A 15,471-nucleotide genomic window follows, 5' to 3' on the forward strand; every position below is an offset into this window, starting at 1 on the left:
AAATGCTACTGTGAGATCTCATTGTTCATGTCCATCAGGGTATCACCCCCCCCTAAAAGCAAAGCCACCGAGGCCTTGTGACTCTTAACATAGAGCCCAGCGCCTCAGTGGCATTCGCTATTTTTCGCCGATTTTCTTAGCTTTGACGATTCTTTCGTACTGCCAAGGCAAAGAACAATAGTCCAAATAGTAGACACATGATACCGACACCGAGTACCAGACCATGCCAGAACATATTGTCTTGTACGACTGGCGCGCTCGCCGCAGTTGCCTGACCATCTGCGCTACTGCCGTTTTGCTCGGCACTGGCGGTCATCGGCTGCGGCATACCTGCTGGATTGGGCTGAGCCAAGAGTTGCCCTTCCGCCTGAGGCGCCTGACCGTCAGCATTATTAGGCAAGGTGCCGCCCGTATTCGGTAGCGTACCGCTCATTGTCGGCAAGGTAGCAACGAAGCCACCACCAAGTGGCGCACTCACCGCATTGTTTGCTTCAGCAGTAGGAACCGGAGCGAGATTCGCACCATTGGCATTATCAGGTGCCGGTATGCTCGGCACTGGTTGCGGTGCCGGTTGTGGCTGCGGATTCGGCTGAGGTGCTGGATCCGGAGTTGGCTGCGGATTCGGCTGAGGTGCTGGATCCGGAGTTGGCTGCGGATCTGGAGTGGGATCCGGCGTCGGATCAGGCCCCGGATCGGGCGCCGGCTGTGGGTCCGGGTTGACAATCTCGGGCAACTTTTGGTCAGCGATAATCTGGCTACCCATCTTGACCGTCTTATTGCCAACTAAGAAGGTCACCCGCAATGGCTGCTGGATCTTTTGCCCAGTGGCGTCCGTCCACTCGTAGAGGAAGTTCATCTGATACACCCCTTCGTTTGAGAAGAGGAAGTATTGATGGTCATGCGTCGGCTTAACATATTCCAGATGGGATTGCGGATCAGCGGAATCAATCGTCGGGGTAAAATCTGTAACCCCCATGTAGCCCATGACCATACGGCCAGGACCCGTGTAATTCTGCAGTCGAATCGTTGTTCCGGTATTCGGTTGCAATCGAGAGTGATCGAATTCCTGAGTTGAGAACCCGAGCCACGGCAACGCCTGATCTTGGGTCTGCGGTAACGCCCACAACCCCTCAGCAAATTCTGGATACTTTGCCGTCAAGGTATCCTTCGGAGCAATTCGTGCCCGATCGCGCACCGCAAAGGCGAATGTGCCGGATTCTCGCCGCACAACATGCGCCGGATTCTCCCCATCATTGAGGAAGGTAGATATAGTATCACCCTCCGTTGCCGCTGCCATATCCATATGCCCACGTTCAACCACATGCTGCGGGATCATATCCGACCACGCATCAATGAATTGCTGCTTGAGCGCGGCAACTTCCGGAGAATCTGGTTCTACCGGCTGCGGTTTCGGATCCGGGTTGGGATTGGGCTTTGGATCCGGTGTCGGATTAGGGTTCGGGTTGGGATTGGGGTTTGGATTTGGATCCGGCTTCGGATCTGGCGTCGGATTAGGATTGGGATTTGGATTTGGGTTCGGGTTTGGATTCGGATTAGGCGTATCCCCCTTTGTCGGAATCGGATACTCATCCGGGTTCGCACCATGCACAGTGGGCTGCGAGCAGCTACCAGCAGGGGTCACCTCCAGCAAAGGAGTACGCCCTTGCGCCTTACGCAGCTCGTTAATCGCGGAATTACCTACCACAAAATAGAGATTGGCAAAGCTATAGGCCTTCTGCCCGTCCATCTTCCATGCCTGAGAATCCACACTCACCGGATAGACACCCGGGCGAGTAAAGCCGAACTGAAGCGGATACGCCTTCGGCTCAATCATCTGAACCGGCTTTGACCGCGGATCATTCGTCACCGTCAACGGCATCAGACCCTTGCCCTGATCCAGACCGACCATAGCCATGCTGCCTTCTGGACCTTCGGGGACAAAGTTGAACGTCACCTTCATCGGCCCTAAGCCAGAGAAATCATTTCCAGATAGATCCACGCCTAAACTGGGCGTCGTGGCATTACCAACCGCTGGAGTGATCCATGCCTGGTTACCGCCACTGCGGCGGGCAAACTTCCCTAAATAGGGATCGTCCTGCGATAGACATTGGATGGCACTATCCGGAACTTCGACAACCGTTGAATCGCCGTAATTATGACCAGCAGCGCTCATAACGCTCATAGTCAACGTGCTCTTTGCCGTATCTATCGCCGTCTTAAAATGATTAACCCCTGAGGTGACGGTGTTCGCGCTCGAATCTCCTAACCAGTTATTCTCAATGGCAGCTTTATCCGCCTCTGGATTCGACTCATAGCGCTTATCGGCAGGTTTAGGCGCCACCGGCTCCGGATGCTCCGGCTGACTCAAGCCCATTTCCGCCCGACGATCTTCTGCCGAATGGCTGATCTGGTTCAAACGAGTTGTCGTTCCCGCTGGCAAACCAACCGCTTCATCTGGGCCGACGAGCCAATATTGATCCGTCGGATCACTGCGTTCGATCGTGCCATCATAATGCTTACCTTCAGCGACCCACGTCAGGTGGTAGATACCCGCCTCGGAGAAAGTCCAATTCGTGTGCACATGACCGCCGACATTGAAGGTCGTCCGGCGAATATCACGCGAGGAGAATGAACGGCCAGCTTCTGCCCAACCGGCCTCATAATTAAAGACTTCCATATCTCCCGGGCCATCAAAACCGGCCAGGTTGAAATCCACGGTATTGCCGACGTAATCCGTCGGTACTTCCCATTCATGCTCAGGATCGAAAGCCCCGAATCCCGCCCAAATCGGCCGCCAATCCTGCTGGCGTTGGAACGGCGCATGCCACAGGATACGACCAGGCTGCCCGAGGAAAGCCGTCTTTGGATCCGTGGATACCACCATGCGCGAGACTTCTTCCCCGTTGACCGCATCGGGAGCCAACCGGAGACATACCTCGTTAGATGGGCGAACCTGCGTGCCATCCACTGTCATCACCGCGAGCTTGCCATTGTGCTTAGTGACGTAGGTGGCATCAATATGCGCCTGATACAGCAGCTTCTTTCCCGCACACGGATGCGGAACCTTTTTGCCGTTGACAGTCATCGTCAGATCGGCGGGTAACTGGACACCGGGAACCGGCTCACCTGGGCGATGCTCCGGTCGGTTCGTGTCGTCAGCTTGGGCAAAAAATGGGGCAAGAATGAGACTCATCGTGCCAGTTAGTGCGGCTAACCAGCGAGAGGAGGAACGATAAGAGGTCACGATCATGCCTTTCTAATACGCGAAAACCGCGCAATAGGTGTGGTTGCGGAAGATGTTCGTAGTTGTGCAATCAGCCCCTGCTTGGGTGAAAACACCCACGCCAGCAGGAAAACCACCGTCACGCACAAGACGATAGTTGCTCCCGTGGGGAGATTGAGCGACCAGGATAGATACAACCCGAGGAAGGAGCACAATGCACCAATAATGGCTGAATACAGCATCATCAACTTCAGGTTGTCCGTTAATAACCGCGCTGCAGCGGCTGGAGTAACCAGCAACGCGAGGACGAGAATATTGCCGATTGTGCGCACGGAGATCACCACAGCGGCAGTCACGGTAAAGTACAGGACCAAATCCAGCCAGAACACTGGCAGATTTTGGGCGCGAGCCGTCTCCCGATCCAGGGAAACAGTAACGATTTCTTTATTCAGGACGAGTAACGTCGTCACCACAATAAATCCAACAACCGCCACCAAGATAATGTCTGAATCCGGAACGCCGGTGATAGATCCAAATAGGAACGAGGTCAGCGAGGCACTATAACCGTCAACTCGGGAAATAATAATCATGCCCAAGGCAAAAGCGCCCGCGAAGAAAATACCGATAATAGTATCTTCTCTGATCCGACGATTTTGCGAAAAGACGGCCACGAGGCAGGCAATCGCAATACCGGCCACAGCGCCACCGAGCAACATCGAGCCTTGTAACGCGAAAGCAATCGCAATACCAGGGAACACTGCGTGCGCAACTGCGTCACCGATAAAGGCCATTCCCCGCAAGACCACGTGCGTCCCCACAACGCCGCAAACGATAGCGGAAAGCACAGATACCAGTAGCGCTTTCGGCAAGAAAGACAGGACGGGGTTAGTTAAATCAGAGAAGAAATCAATGAACGAAATCATCGCGTCACCCCCACAGTCCGCAGCAACGGCGAATTCGGCTTCACATCAAAGGTCGTCATCCATAACTTCGGATCCGATAGCTCTGCAGGCGTCCCCGCCCCAATAACCGTGCGGTTGAGCAAAACAAGGTGCGAGCACACATCCATTGCCGTCCCAAGATCATGTGTGGACATCAGCAGAGCAGTTCCCTCGGCGGCCAAGGTATTAAACAGTTCGAGCAACAGTTCCTGACTAGGCATATCCAAGCCCGTAAACGGCTCATCAAGCAGCAAAATATCAGGATTTGTGGCGAGCGCCCGAGCCAGCAAAACTCGCTGACGCTGCCCACCAGAAAGCTCCCCAATGGGCCGAGTGGCCAAATCCGTCATCCGCACCCGCTCCAGGGCTGCCCATACCGCGGCGTAGTCGGCTTTCTTTGCTCCGCGCAGCCAGCCGATACGTGCCGTTCGGCCGGTGAGCACCACGTCATGAACATTGATAGGAAAATCCCACGCAAATTCGTGACGTTGGGGAACATAGCCAATCTTTTCTACGGCTTTCTTTCCCTGAATGCCAGAGACGCGAATCTGCCCGGAACGCGCTGGGATAAGCCCCAAGATCGTGCGCAGTAGGGTCGTTTTTCCAGCGCCGTTAGGACCCACCAAGCCCACAAAGGAACCGGCTTCAATCGTGACCGTAATATCATGCAAAACCGGGCGCCCCGATAAATCGACGGCGATATCGCGAATCTCCATCGGATGAGCCGTCATGCATTTCTCCTAGCTTCTTCCCGAGCTGCCGCATTGCGCTTGCGGATGATAATCGCTGCCAACGCCAGGATGAGTGCTGCCGCAAATAGCCCGATCGTGACCATCGTGACGGTGTTCATCGAATGTTCGTTGCGCTCTTGTGCGCTCGGCTTCGTCTCGGTGGCGGTTTTGTCGTCGGCCGCTTTAGGCTGAGTTTGGCTCTCATCCCAGGTAGCGTTGCGGGCCTGTGCCGGATCTACCCCGACGGCGAAGCGTAACGTGGCTGGCGCGCTCGCTTCCGTACCGTCAAGCATCTTGACCTTGATCTGCATCCGGACGAGATGTACGCCTGGCTCAGTAAAGACCCAGTTAGCGTGGGTATGGGTCTTGAGATCAACCCAGATAGGCTGCAGTTCATTCTTCTGGGAATCCCACAGCAACTGCGGCTGGCCAAATCCACCGGACTGCAAGAACACCGAGAACGCCCCCGGACCTTGATGCCCGACGTATTCGAAAGTCACACCCCGCTGGACGTTTTCCGTCACCGCCGGAGATTGGGTATTCCATCCCAACCACACCACACCAGGGATCTGGTTTTGCGGCACAGCATAGACGGTCTGCCCTGGCTGGGCGCCAGTGAAGTTATATTCTCCAGATTCCGGCAGGACCTGCTTTGCTGCGTCCCCCAGGGAAAACACCACATCATCGAGGTTGCGCCACACTGGATGATCGGCCGTATCGTCACGCGCATAGAACTGCAGCTTGCCATCGACCATCAACGGACCCATATCGACGTGCCCCTGGGAGATCACTGTTGCACTCCCCGTCGGCGCAACCACTTCATCATTCGTTACCGTCTGGGCTAAGGCCGGATCGTCGCCCTCCCCGTTCGGCGCAGCAAGCGCTGGCGTTCCAATCGTTCCAACCAAAACGGCACATGTGGCGCCGAGTACGCCGGCAATAGACCATCGAGCGGATCGTTTTCTCACGTCTTTCTCTGCTTTCTGTTGTGCATGCGCGCTACGGCGCCAAGCATTCTTTCAAACTGCGCGCATTGGCACGCATAAGTTCTTCGTAGGAGTTGACGTCGCTGTCAAAAGCGTCGCCGTAAATCTTGCACACCTTAATATCGAGGCGTTTAGCGATTTCCACCAGATCGGTGGCGTGGGCAGGCAGATTCGGTTCGAGGAACACTGCCGGCACATGCAGATTTTGCAAGGTTTTCGTCAGGGCAATGAGATCCCGCGCAGATGGTTCAATCGCCGGATTCGGGGTGATAAAGCCCGCCACGTCAATTCCATAGGCTTTACCTAGATAGGCATAGCCATCATGGGTTGTCACCAGGTGCCGACGTTCCGGCGGAATGGATTGGATGGTTGCCCTAACCTCCTCGTCAAGCTGCGACAAGGTAGCCAAATAGGCGTCAGCATTAGCACTGTATTCAGCAGCTCCTTCCGGATCAACCGAAATCAAGGAATCGCGAATGAGCTTGACGTAGGCAATGGCGTTGGAGACGTCATGCCACAGGTGCGGATCAATCTCTCCGTGGACGTGCTTGCCCAAAACCGCCTGCGGCAACATGTACGTCTGCGTGCCAGGCCGGCCAAGGAAACGAAAATCGGCGCTGGCAGGGATTTCCTGGAGTGCTTTCGAGGGCACAACCACAACCGTCTTTGCCGGATCGTAGCTCGTCGCCACGGACGCGGGCGCTGCTGCCGTTGATTCCATTGAATCGCCGTGCAACACAATCGATTTGTTGTTCAGATCGACGGAGACGTCCTCGTGCCCATGATCGAGCAAGGTCTTACCGGCTGGCGGATTTACTCCCACCGCAAACGTAATCGTCGATTGGGCAATATCAATGGGTTTTTCAGTCCGATCAACGACGAGTTGGGCAGCAAAATCCATCTCATAGATTCCCGGCTCGGAAAACGACCAGGATAAATGCGTATGGGCATCTACGGGCAAGGTGGCAGTATCCGACTCATATCCGTCAGAAGCATCAAAACCGTCAGCCGAGTTCATCATGATATCTGGCTGGCCAAACGTGGTCGTCAAAAATGCCGCCGCATCTCCTGGCCCGCGCACATCGCGAACCGATAGTCGAACCTCGGAGGCACGATTTGCCCCTAAGTTTGCGCCGTTCCCAATAACGCGCATTCCCAGCCAGATGGTATCGAGCGATACATCTTCAACAAGTGGAATGAGGTTTGCTCCATAGCGGGCAGCGTCCTCCGCGAGGGTAATCACTGGCACGCCATCGCGCACATTCGCATCCACCGCACGGATGAGCGAGTGCTCTTCAAGCAGCATGTAGTTCGTCAGCGCTAAATCAGCATTGGCGATATTGCGCACGTCGCGCAGCGTCGGCTCATAGGTGTGGGGATCGGCGCCCGAGGGCATCAGTGATGTTACTCGGGCGCGATTCCCAGCTACGTGACGTGCCAGGTCAGCAATAATTGGCGTGGTGGCAACCACGTCGGTAATGCCGTCATCGCGCTGCGGTATAGCCTGAGAGGCACAGCCGCTTAATGCCAGCGCGAGTGAACCAATTACTGCTATTCCTCGGATACGTCTAGAAAGCACGTACCACTACCTTTTCTACCGCACCACGGTAACGCAGCATACCGATACCGAGAACGGCTAGGCCGATCGCTAAAACAGCTAACGGGCCGGTCATTGAGTTAGCGCCAGTGCTCGGCATTCCGGCAGCGCCGCCCTTGATTCCAGCGGCTTTGAGATCAACCGCCGTAGGCTGGCAGGGCTTGCCGTCAGCAGTCTGCCATACCGTCTTTGAACCAGCCGCACCGACTTCTGGGCCCAGATCGAAGTGCCCTTCCGTCACGTTGCCGGAACCTCCGACAATGAAGGTCACTACGGTTGATCCAGAGAGCTTTGCTCCTGAGCTGGTTGTCGTCGTCATGGTAATACCGACGCGATAGGTACCAGGCTGGGTGAACACCCAGTTGGGGTGGACGTGGGTATTGCGCGGGATGGTAATAGAGCCACTTCCTGAGCCGTTACTTGCGCTAAACCAGCGCTGACCGACGATGGTACCGAAGTTACCGGAGGTGTACACCTCCATTGCGCCCGGGCCCGAGAAGGACGACAGCGTGAAAGTAGTCGTGCCGGTCGTCTTGGTCAGCAGGCTTTCCGATTGCGTATTTGCGCCCAGCCACGGAACTCCGCGCTGTTGCGTCGAGCTAATCATCCATACCTTTGTATTGGCAGGGATGTTGCCAATATTGCTCGGGGTCGTTGCCTGTGCGGTATCCGTTAGCCCGAAGGTTAGCTCCTTGGGATCACGCCACACCGCCGGAACGCTCCGATCATCTTTCACGCGCGGCAAGAGTGTATCCGACCCAGCGCCACCGACCTGCTTGGGGAAACAGGTAGCAGCGGGAGCTGGATTCGCCTGTGGCGCAGGCTGCAAGGGCGCCGGGGTGTTTGCTGCCGGAGCCGGAGCAGCAGGAGCCGGCTGCGGGGCCGGATTAGGCTGTGGTTGCGGGGCGGGGTTCGGCTGCGGATTTGGAGCCGGCTGCGGCTTCGGATCTGGCTGTGGAGCTGGATCCGGGGTGGGTTGTGGCGCTGGGTTCGGCTGCGGGTTTGCTTCCTTACCCACCGTCCAGGTGTAGGTCGCAGTATTAGATTCAACGTCCTTACCATTTAGCTCGCCATGCGCTTTAACCGTCATGGTGTAGGTGCCCTCTTTGGTGAATAACCAGTGGGCATGGGTGTGAGCTGGCTGCTGCTGGACGATCTTATCCCCACTTTCCAGCGTGTAGCCGTTATCGGCGAGGATCGGGCGAATGCCGCCTAGAGTCTGGTTCGTAAACAGATAGATCTTTCCCGGGCCAGTGACGTTCACGAAGTCAATGTTGATCGTGTTATACCCTGCTTTGGCAACGCCCAGCGTATCCCATCCGGGCCAGACGAGGTTCGGGTTTTGCGTCAGTGGGAGATAGTATCCTGGCTCGCCAATTTCCGGCAGAGAGGCGCTCTCTTCCGTCCAGGCTTCCGGCTTGACGTGCAAAATGACGGATTGTGGATCACGCTGGACATGCAGGCCCGTAACATCTTCTTTCAGGTTGAGTACCAATGCCCCGTTGTCATCCGAGATGACGTTAAAGGCATCGACGTGACCAGAGTCGATAATGAGCTTGTCAGCAGCGTGTGCCGTCTGTGTAAACATCGCGAGTAGTAACGCAGAACAGAGCGCTACTGCGCCGCTCAATCGCGGAGACTTCCTGAATAGCGTGTGCACAGCGGGCCTTTCTAGCTATATGTTTCATGCCATGCAGCCCTCATCGCAGATTAGGCACCTGCCCATACGGTGAGAACCATTCTCACATACTAGTGAGATTGATTCTCATGGTCAAAGGATTTCAGCGTCTAATACTTCACAGCGCATAAGAAAACCGGCCCGCTAACGCGGGCCGGTTCCCTCTTCTCTCCGTTTTCCAACGTTGGCCCGACCAACTACTTGGTGTAACCGATGTTCTCAACCGGAAGAGACTCGAACGCCGTCGAACCGTAGTTCGCCAAGTTCGCCGGAATAGCGGTGATGTTCGCACGGTAGTAGAGCGGAACGTTCATAACGTTCTCCCACACCAACTTATCCGCTTCGTTGGTCAGCGCGCGACGCTTCTCAACGTCGGTTTCCTTCGCGACTTCACCCACGAGCTTGTCGATCTCCGGAACGTCCAAGCCGGTGAAGTTGGAGTTGACCAATTCGCCCTTCTCATCGAAGGGGTTGCCGTAGATCTGGCCAATGTTTGCCATCGGGTACGGGGTGCCATTCCATGCGAATGCGGTTACTTCATATTCGCCACCAATAACCTTGGAGAAGAACTTCTTGCTCTCGATGTCGGTGTATTCGACCTTAACGCCGATTTCCTTCATCATATCGGTGAGCATAGCGCCTTCGTTTGCCGAGGTCGGAACGTCTGGGATACGCAGGAACTTGAAGCCCAGGGTCTTGCCGTCCTTCTCGTAGTAGCCAGCAGCGTTGAGCTTGTAGCCGAGAGCCTCAAGATCCTTCTTTGCGCCCTCTGGATCGTACTTGACAGAGTTATCCTCGTAACCAGGCTGATCTGGCATGAAGAAGTGATTACCCAAGTGCATGTTCATCTCTGCAGACGGCAAACCTGCCAAATCCGAAGCGGTGATGTCCTTGGTGTCAATGCCCTTGAGAATGGCCTGGCGAACCTTCTTATCCTTGAGTGCTTCTGCACGGGAGTTGAAGGTCAGGTGACGCCACTGCACCGAGGTGGACATCTTGATTGCACCATCGTCGCGTCCCTTTGCGGTCGCATAGGTGGAAGAATCGACGATCATGTCGAGCACATCAAGTTCCTTGTTGGCGTAAGCCTGAGCCTTAGCTTCCGGCTTCAGAATCGAGATGGTCACCGTGTCAAGCTTTGCCTTGGGACCCCACCAGTTCGGGTTGCGCTCCAAGGTGATGACGTTGGTAGCCGGATCGCCCTTGGTGATATGGAACGGACCAGTACCAAACTTCTCCGAAGCAACAGCATCGAGCCAGCCGGTATCGAAGGTTGCCTGATCGGACAAACCAGCAGCCGGACCAACCGTGGAGAAGTTCGCGGACCAATCCGGGTACTTCTCGGAGTACTTGGCCACAACTTCAAATTCATTAGCACCGGGTTCGATGGAGGAAATCTGCTTCCAACCATCGTCAGATGCACAGGTAACACCCTCTACCTGGTGCGAGCATGCCTTCCAGGTAGCAATGTAATCGTTAACGGTAATCGGCGTACCCGAGTTCCACTTTGCCGACGGGTTGAGCTTGAGCTTAACAACCATAGCGGCATCGCCTTCGCCCTTGTCGTTGAACTCGTAAGACTCAACGTAGTTCTTGTTCGGCTCGAACGAACCACCATCTTTGGAGTAAAGCCAGTTCATCGGGGAAACAAAAGCAGCCAAAGTGGAAGCAATATCAACCGTGTTGCCATCCACGTGGAACGGATTAAACTGCTCCGGATACGCATCGAAGGCGAGCTTCAACGTGCCGCCATCCTGGAGCTCAGCCGGATCAACCTTATTGTAATCGGAAACGGGCAGTTCCTTGCTCGATTCGGAGCTGCCACCCTTACCACCTTCGGAGCCGCCCTTAGAGCCCGAGCAACCGCTCAGAGCCAAAGCTCCGACAGCGAGCAGAGCAAAGCCTGCTTTCATCTTTCGCATATCTGTCCTCCTCTAGGACCCCACTTTCACCGGACATGTGAAAGTACATGACTTTTAGGTTAGTAAACTTCCGATTTTCAGCAAAGCTCGATCCGCGCCGTTATCGAAGTGTTATCGTCGGTTCGCCAAATTTTGGTGAGATAGCAAACAAAAAAGCGGGGAGCTAGCTCGATTTCATCATCGGCTAACTCCCCGGCTCTTCCCTTAGAAAACGTTGATTTCTCGCGGGAAATAACACGCTACCTTGTGATCCGGACCCTCGGTAACAAAATCCGGATGTGCACTATCGCACTGACCCCGATCTGCCTCCCCAAGCGTCTCATAAACTGGACACCTGGAAGCAAAACGGCAACCTTTTGGCGGGTTTGCTGGCGAAGGCAAATCGCCTTGGAGCAAGATTCGGTTGCGGTTACGTTCCTTGACCGGATCCGGAATCGGAATAGCCGAAAGCAGAGCTTGCGTGTACGGGTGACGCGGCGATTCGAATACCGAATCCACATCGCCGACCTCAACCAGCTTGCCGAGGTACATCACTGCTACCCGATCCGCGATGTGGCGGATCACCGAAAGATCGTGGGCAACAAACAGGTAGGACAAGTTCAGCTTTGCCCGCAGCTCATCTAGCAGGTTAATAACGCCAGCTTGGATGGAAACGTCCAAAGCAGAAACCGGCTCATCAAGCACCAGTAACTTCGGCTGAACTGCCAAGGCACGCGCGATACCAATACGCTGGCGCTGACCGCCTGAGAAGTTGCGCGGATACCGATTGACGTGAGCAGGCTCTAGACCCACCATCTCCATCAGTTCTTTAACGCGCGGCTCAATATCCGCTTTCTTCCACCCCGCATACTTCAAAGGCTCGGCAATAATATCGAACACCGGCATACGCGGATCGAGGGAAGCCATCGGATCTTGGAATACGACCTGGAGATCTGTGCGCACCCGCTTGCGATCAGCTTTCGTCATATTCTCGGTATTTTCGCCAAGAACGACGATCTTTCCTTCCAGCGGCTTGACCAGGTTAAGCACTTCCATCAGGGTGGTCGTCTTACCGGAACCAGATTCACCGACCAAACCCAGGGTTTCACCGGCACGAATATCTAACGAAATGCCATCGACAGCATGTACCGTTCCCACCTGATGGCGGAATACCGAGCCTTTCATCAGCGGGAAATGCTTCTTCATGTTCTCAATGCGCAGTACCTCTTCGCGTTCTTCACGCGTCGTACCGTCAAAGGGCGGAAGGATCGCATCGGGCAGCGGATAAATATCAATGTACTTCTTCGATTCATCACGAATCTCATGCGCACGGATACATGCCACCTGGTGCGGCACCCCCGGAGAGTCATTCTTAACTTGCGTCAGCTCCGGCTCGCCATCCAAACATTCCCGCACTGCAACTGGGCAGCGGGCAGCGAAAGGGCATCCTGTCTGCTCATAAAGCATTGAAGGCGGATTGCCTTCCACCACGGCAAGCTGGGTTTCTTTGCGCGAATCCAAACGCGGCAAGGAACCAAGCAGACCAATCGTGTACGGCATTGCCGAGTGATAGAAAATCTCGTCTACTGATCCGCGTTCCACCACACGACCGGCGTACATCACCGCAACTTTATCAGCGATACCAGCAACCACACCGAGATCGTGGGTAATCATAATGACGGCAGCACCCGTCTCCCGCTGCGCTTTGCGCAATACATCGAGAATCTGCGCCTGAATCGTCACATCCAAAGCAGTCGTCGGCTCATCAGCAATAATTAAATCTGGATTGTTGGCAATAGCCATAGCGATCATGGCTCGTTGGCGCATACCACCAGAAAACTCGTGTGGGAAAGCCCGAACGCGGATCTCTGGATTCGGGATACCAACCGTATCGAGTAGCTCAATTGCACGCTTACGGGCGTCCTCATCGGAGATCTTAGAATGCGCCTGCAAGGCCTCGATGATCTGATCGCCAATGGTGTACACAGGAGTCAATGCCGAAAGCGGATCCTGGAAAACCATCGCAATCGTCTTGCCACGGATCTTCGACATGTACGAATCGCGCTTGCCTAAGATCTCCGTGCCGTAGACCTTTACCGATCCTTCGATCCGGGCCGAAGGATCAAGCAATCCCATAATAGACATTGAGGTTACGGACTTACCCGAGCCGGATTCACCCACGATACCGAGCACTTCACCGGCATTCACCGACAGGTTTACGCCGCGCACCGCATGTACGATGCCATCTTCAGAGGGGAAACGAACGTGCAGATCGGTTACCTCAACAACCGGCACACCTGGCTTCGGCTCCGGTAACGGATCATTGTGCTCACGCGAACGGGTTTTCTTCATCGTCGTCTTCTTCGTTTCGGTGGTTTCCTTACCTGCCATTATGCTTTGCCTCCCCCAGCTTTCGAGGACGGATCCAATGCATCGCGCAGACCGTCACCCACGAAGTTCACAGATACCAGCATGACGACGAGCACGAGTGCTGGTGGGAGGAACAACCACGGATGCGTCAGCGCAGCAGATTGCCCTAAACCAATGAGCGAGCCCAGTGACACCTGCGGATCCTTCACACCAAATCCGAAGTAGGACAGTGACGTCTCTGACAACACGGCTGAGGCCACGCCCAAGGTGAAATCAATAATCAACAGCGAGGAGATATTCGGCAAGATATGGCGCGTAATGATCGTGTACGACGGAACGGACATATACTTCGCAGCCGAAACATAATCCAGCGATTTGACCGCCATCGTCAGCGAGCGAACCACACGAGCGGTAAGCATCCAGCCAAAACCAGCCAGTAGCAAAACGAACAAGAACACGCCCGACTTTTGCGTACCAAAGCGGTTAGAAATAATAGCGATCATCAAGAAGGACGGCACGACGAGCATCAAATCAATAATCCAGGTGGCAACCCGATCAATCCACCCGCCGAAGTACGCCGCTGCAGAGCCAAATAGCGCTGCCCATCCCGTCTGGATCAAGGCCACCGCGAAGCCGATAACAATGGACTTACGCAGACCTTCCAGCGTCATTGCAAACATATCGCGACCGCGCTTATCGGTACCAAACCAATGCACCGAATCCGGTTCAACGAGATAGACACCTCGGTCACGTTCCATGAATGACCAGTGAGAGAACATTGGACCGAAGATCGCCAATGCCAAAATCAAAATCAGACCGATAACGCCCAGGACAGCCGTGCGGTTACGCCAGAATCGGCGTGCCACGATCTGCCGACGTGAGTAACGCTTCATCTTGGCATTGCGCTGGGTTACCTGGTTTGCGAGTTCTTGACGAACTGCTTCCAATTGCGTTGCATCCGCCATCGGGGATAGCTGCTTGTGTACGACAAGCTCTTCTTCAGGAGTGCTGTGTGCCATTAGGAAACCCTCACTCTCGGATCGACGGCTGCAATCAAAACATCAGAGAGGAATGCTCCACTCAAGGTTGCGACGCCCGAGAAGGCGACGACCGCCACTGTGCCACTGATATCTTGCTGCTGGATCGTATTCACGCCATAGATACCCATGCCTTCCCAGCCAAAGACCTGTTCGGTGACGGCGGCACCGAGCACGAGGCCGGTGATACCGAAGGCGAAGTAGGTCGCGATCGGGATGAGCGAGGTGCGTAGCGCATGCTTGCGGATCGCAGTGCTAAAGCGCAGGCCCTTGGCACGCGCCGTGCGCACATAATCCGCGCCCAACGTATCGAGCATGAGGTTGCGCTGATAGCGCGAGTACGTTGCCAAGCCGCCAGCCGAAATTGCAATCGTCGGCAGCAACAAGTGCTGGAGTCGATTCAGAAGCTGCGGGAAGAAACCGTCTGGCGGAATAGCCGAGATCGGCCCAATGAACTCAAAGAATTTGATGTCGAAGGTGGTATTGATCCACACCGCCATCATCTGCAAACACACCGCAATAACCATTGACGGCGTGGAGATAATAAGCATCGCAACGATCGTGATAATGCGATCCGGGATGGAGTACTGGTGAACAGCCGCCCACGCACCGATGGACACGCCACCGACAATGCCGATGAAGAAACCCAGGAACACGAGCTGGAGGGAAAGCAAAATACGGTTAGAGACTTGCTCATTAACCGAAGCACCCAGTGGGGAGGTTCCCCAATCCCAATGACCAAATACCATTCCCAGCCAATTGGTGTAGCGCTCAAGAATTGGCATTTGCGGATTGATATTCCATCCGTTCAACCGCGCATCAACCGATTGGACAACCTCAAGATAGGTTTTGTTGCCCATCTTGGTCAGCTCGTTTTCAATCAGCATTGACCGCGGATCTAGCTGAGTACCAGCTAGGAAGTACGCAATAGTCACTGCAACTGCCAGTAGAATCACATAATTCAGCAGTCGCCGTAAAAGATATTTTGTCATGCGAGGCTTTCTCCC

Annotated in this window: 10 protein-coding genes; all 10 read right to left on the minus strand. The window is 54.9% G+C overall.

The window, feature by feature from the left end; translation table 11 throughout:
* Positions 1–136 precede the first annotated feature (136 nt).
* A complete protein-coding gene (locus ACLHIL_RS00265; protein ID WP_411295858.1) occupies positions 137–3,244 on the minus strand; it encodes a choice-of-anchor M domain-containing protein in 3,108 nt (1,035 codons plus the stop codon).
* 2 nt (positions 3,245–3,246) lie between these two features.
* Positions 3,247–4,146 (minus strand): anchored repeat-type ABC transporter permease subunit, encoded by a 900-nt coding sequence (locus ACLHIL_RS00270; protein WP_411295859.1) that lies wholly within the window; start codon positions 4,144–4,146, stop codon positions 3,247–3,249.
* Positions 4,143–4,895, minus strand: a complete 753-nt coding sequence (locus ACLHIL_RS00275; RefSeq protein WP_411295860.1) for an anchored repeat-type ABC transporter ATP-binding subunit — start codon at positions 4,893–4,895, stop codon at positions 4,143–4,145. The genes ACLHIL_RS00270 and ACLHIL_RS00275 overlap by 4 nt, the downstream gene beginning before the upstream one ends.
* Positions 4,892–5,863, minus strand: a complete 972-nt coding sequence (locus tag ACLHIL_RS00280; protein ID WP_411295861.1) for a choice-of-anchor M domain-containing protein — start codon at positions 5,861–5,863, stop codon at positions 4,892–4,894. The genes ACLHIL_RS00275 and ACLHIL_RS00280 overlap by 4 nt, the downstream gene beginning before the upstream one ends.
* A gap of 31 nt (positions 5,864–5,894) precedes the next feature.
* Complete coding sequence (locus ACLHIL_RS00285) at positions 5,895–7,460, minus strand: anchored repeat ABC transporter, substrate-binding protein (RefSeq protein ID WP_411295862.1); 1,566 nt, start codon at positions 7,458–7,460, stop codon at positions 5,895–5,897.
* Positions 7,450–9,066, minus strand: coding sequence for a TIGR03773 family transporter-associated surface protein (locus ACLHIL_RS00290; RefSeq protein WP_411295863.1), 1,617 nt, complete (start codon positions 9,064–9,066; stop codon positions 7,450–7,452). Before ACLHIL_RS00290 ends, ACLHIL_RS00285 begins: the two co-directional genes overlap by 11 nt.
* A 287-nt stretch (positions 9,067–9,353) precedes the next feature.
* Entirely contained in the window at positions 9,354–11,078 is a 1,725-nt protein-coding gene (locus tag ACLHIL_RS00295) for an ABC transporter family substrate-binding protein (RefSeq protein ID WP_411295864.1), read from the minus strand.
* A 204-nt stretch (positions 11,079–11,282) separates the two neighbouring features.
* Positions 11,283–13,448 carry a dipeptide ABC transporter ATP-binding protein gene (locus ACLHIL_RS00300; protein WP_411295865.1) on the minus strand — a complete coding sequence of 722 codons (2,166 nt, stop codon included), beginning with the start codon at positions 13,446–13,448 and terminating at the stop codon, positions 11,283–11,285.
* Positions 13,448–14,446, minus strand: coding sequence for an ABC transporter permease (locus tag ACLHIL_RS00305; RefSeq protein ID WP_411295866.1), 999 nt, complete (start codon positions 14,444–14,446; stop codon positions 13,448–13,450). The genes ACLHIL_RS00300 and ACLHIL_RS00305 overlap by 1 nt, the downstream gene beginning before the upstream one ends.
* Positions 14,446–15,456, minus strand: coding sequence for an ABC transporter permease (locus ACLHIL_RS00310; protein ID WP_411295867.1), 1,011 nt, complete (start codon positions 15,454–15,456; stop codon positions 14,446–14,448). The genes ACLHIL_RS00305 and ACLHIL_RS00310 overlap by 1 nt, the downstream gene beginning before the upstream one ends.
* Positions 15,457–15,471 lie beyond the last annotated feature (15 nt).

It is taken from the genome of Trueperella sp. LYQ143 (assembly GCF_046599595.1).
In the GTDB taxonomy this organism is placed as follows: domain Bacteria; phylum Actinomycetota; class Actinomycetes; order Actinomycetales; family Actinomycetaceae; genus Trueperella.

Bases quoted from the DNA above. Each gene is read 5' to 3' on its own strand.
- ACLHIL_RS00270 (WP_411295859.1), bottom strand. From the start codon at position 4,146: ATGATTTCGTTCATTGATTTCTTCTCTGATTTAACTAACCCCGTCCTG.
- ACLHIL_RS00275 (WP_411295860.1), bottom strand. From the start codon at position 4,895: ATGACGGCTCATCCGATGGAGATTCGCGATATCGCCGTCGATTTATCG.
- ACLHIL_RS00290 (WP_411295863.1), bottom strand. From the start codon at position 9,066: ATGTTTACACAGACGGCACACGCTGCTGACAAGCTCATTATCGACTCT.
- ACLHIL_RS00295 (WP_411295864.1), bottom strand. From the start codon at position 11,078: ATGCGAAAGATGAAAGCAGGCTTTGCTCTGCTCGCTGTCGGAGCTTTG.
- ACLHIL_RS00300 (WP_411295865.1), bottom strand. From the start codon at position 13,448: ATGGCAGGTAAGGAAACCACCGAAACGAAGAAGACGACGATGAAGAAA.
- ACLHIL_RS00305 (WP_411295866.1), bottom strand. From the start codon at position 14,446: ATGGCACACAGCACTCCTGAAGAAGAGCTTGTCGTACACAAGCAGCTA.
- ACLHIL_RS00310 (WP_411295867.1), bottom strand. From the start codon at position 15,456: ATGACAAAATATCTTTTACGGCGACTGCTGAATTATGTGATTCTACTG.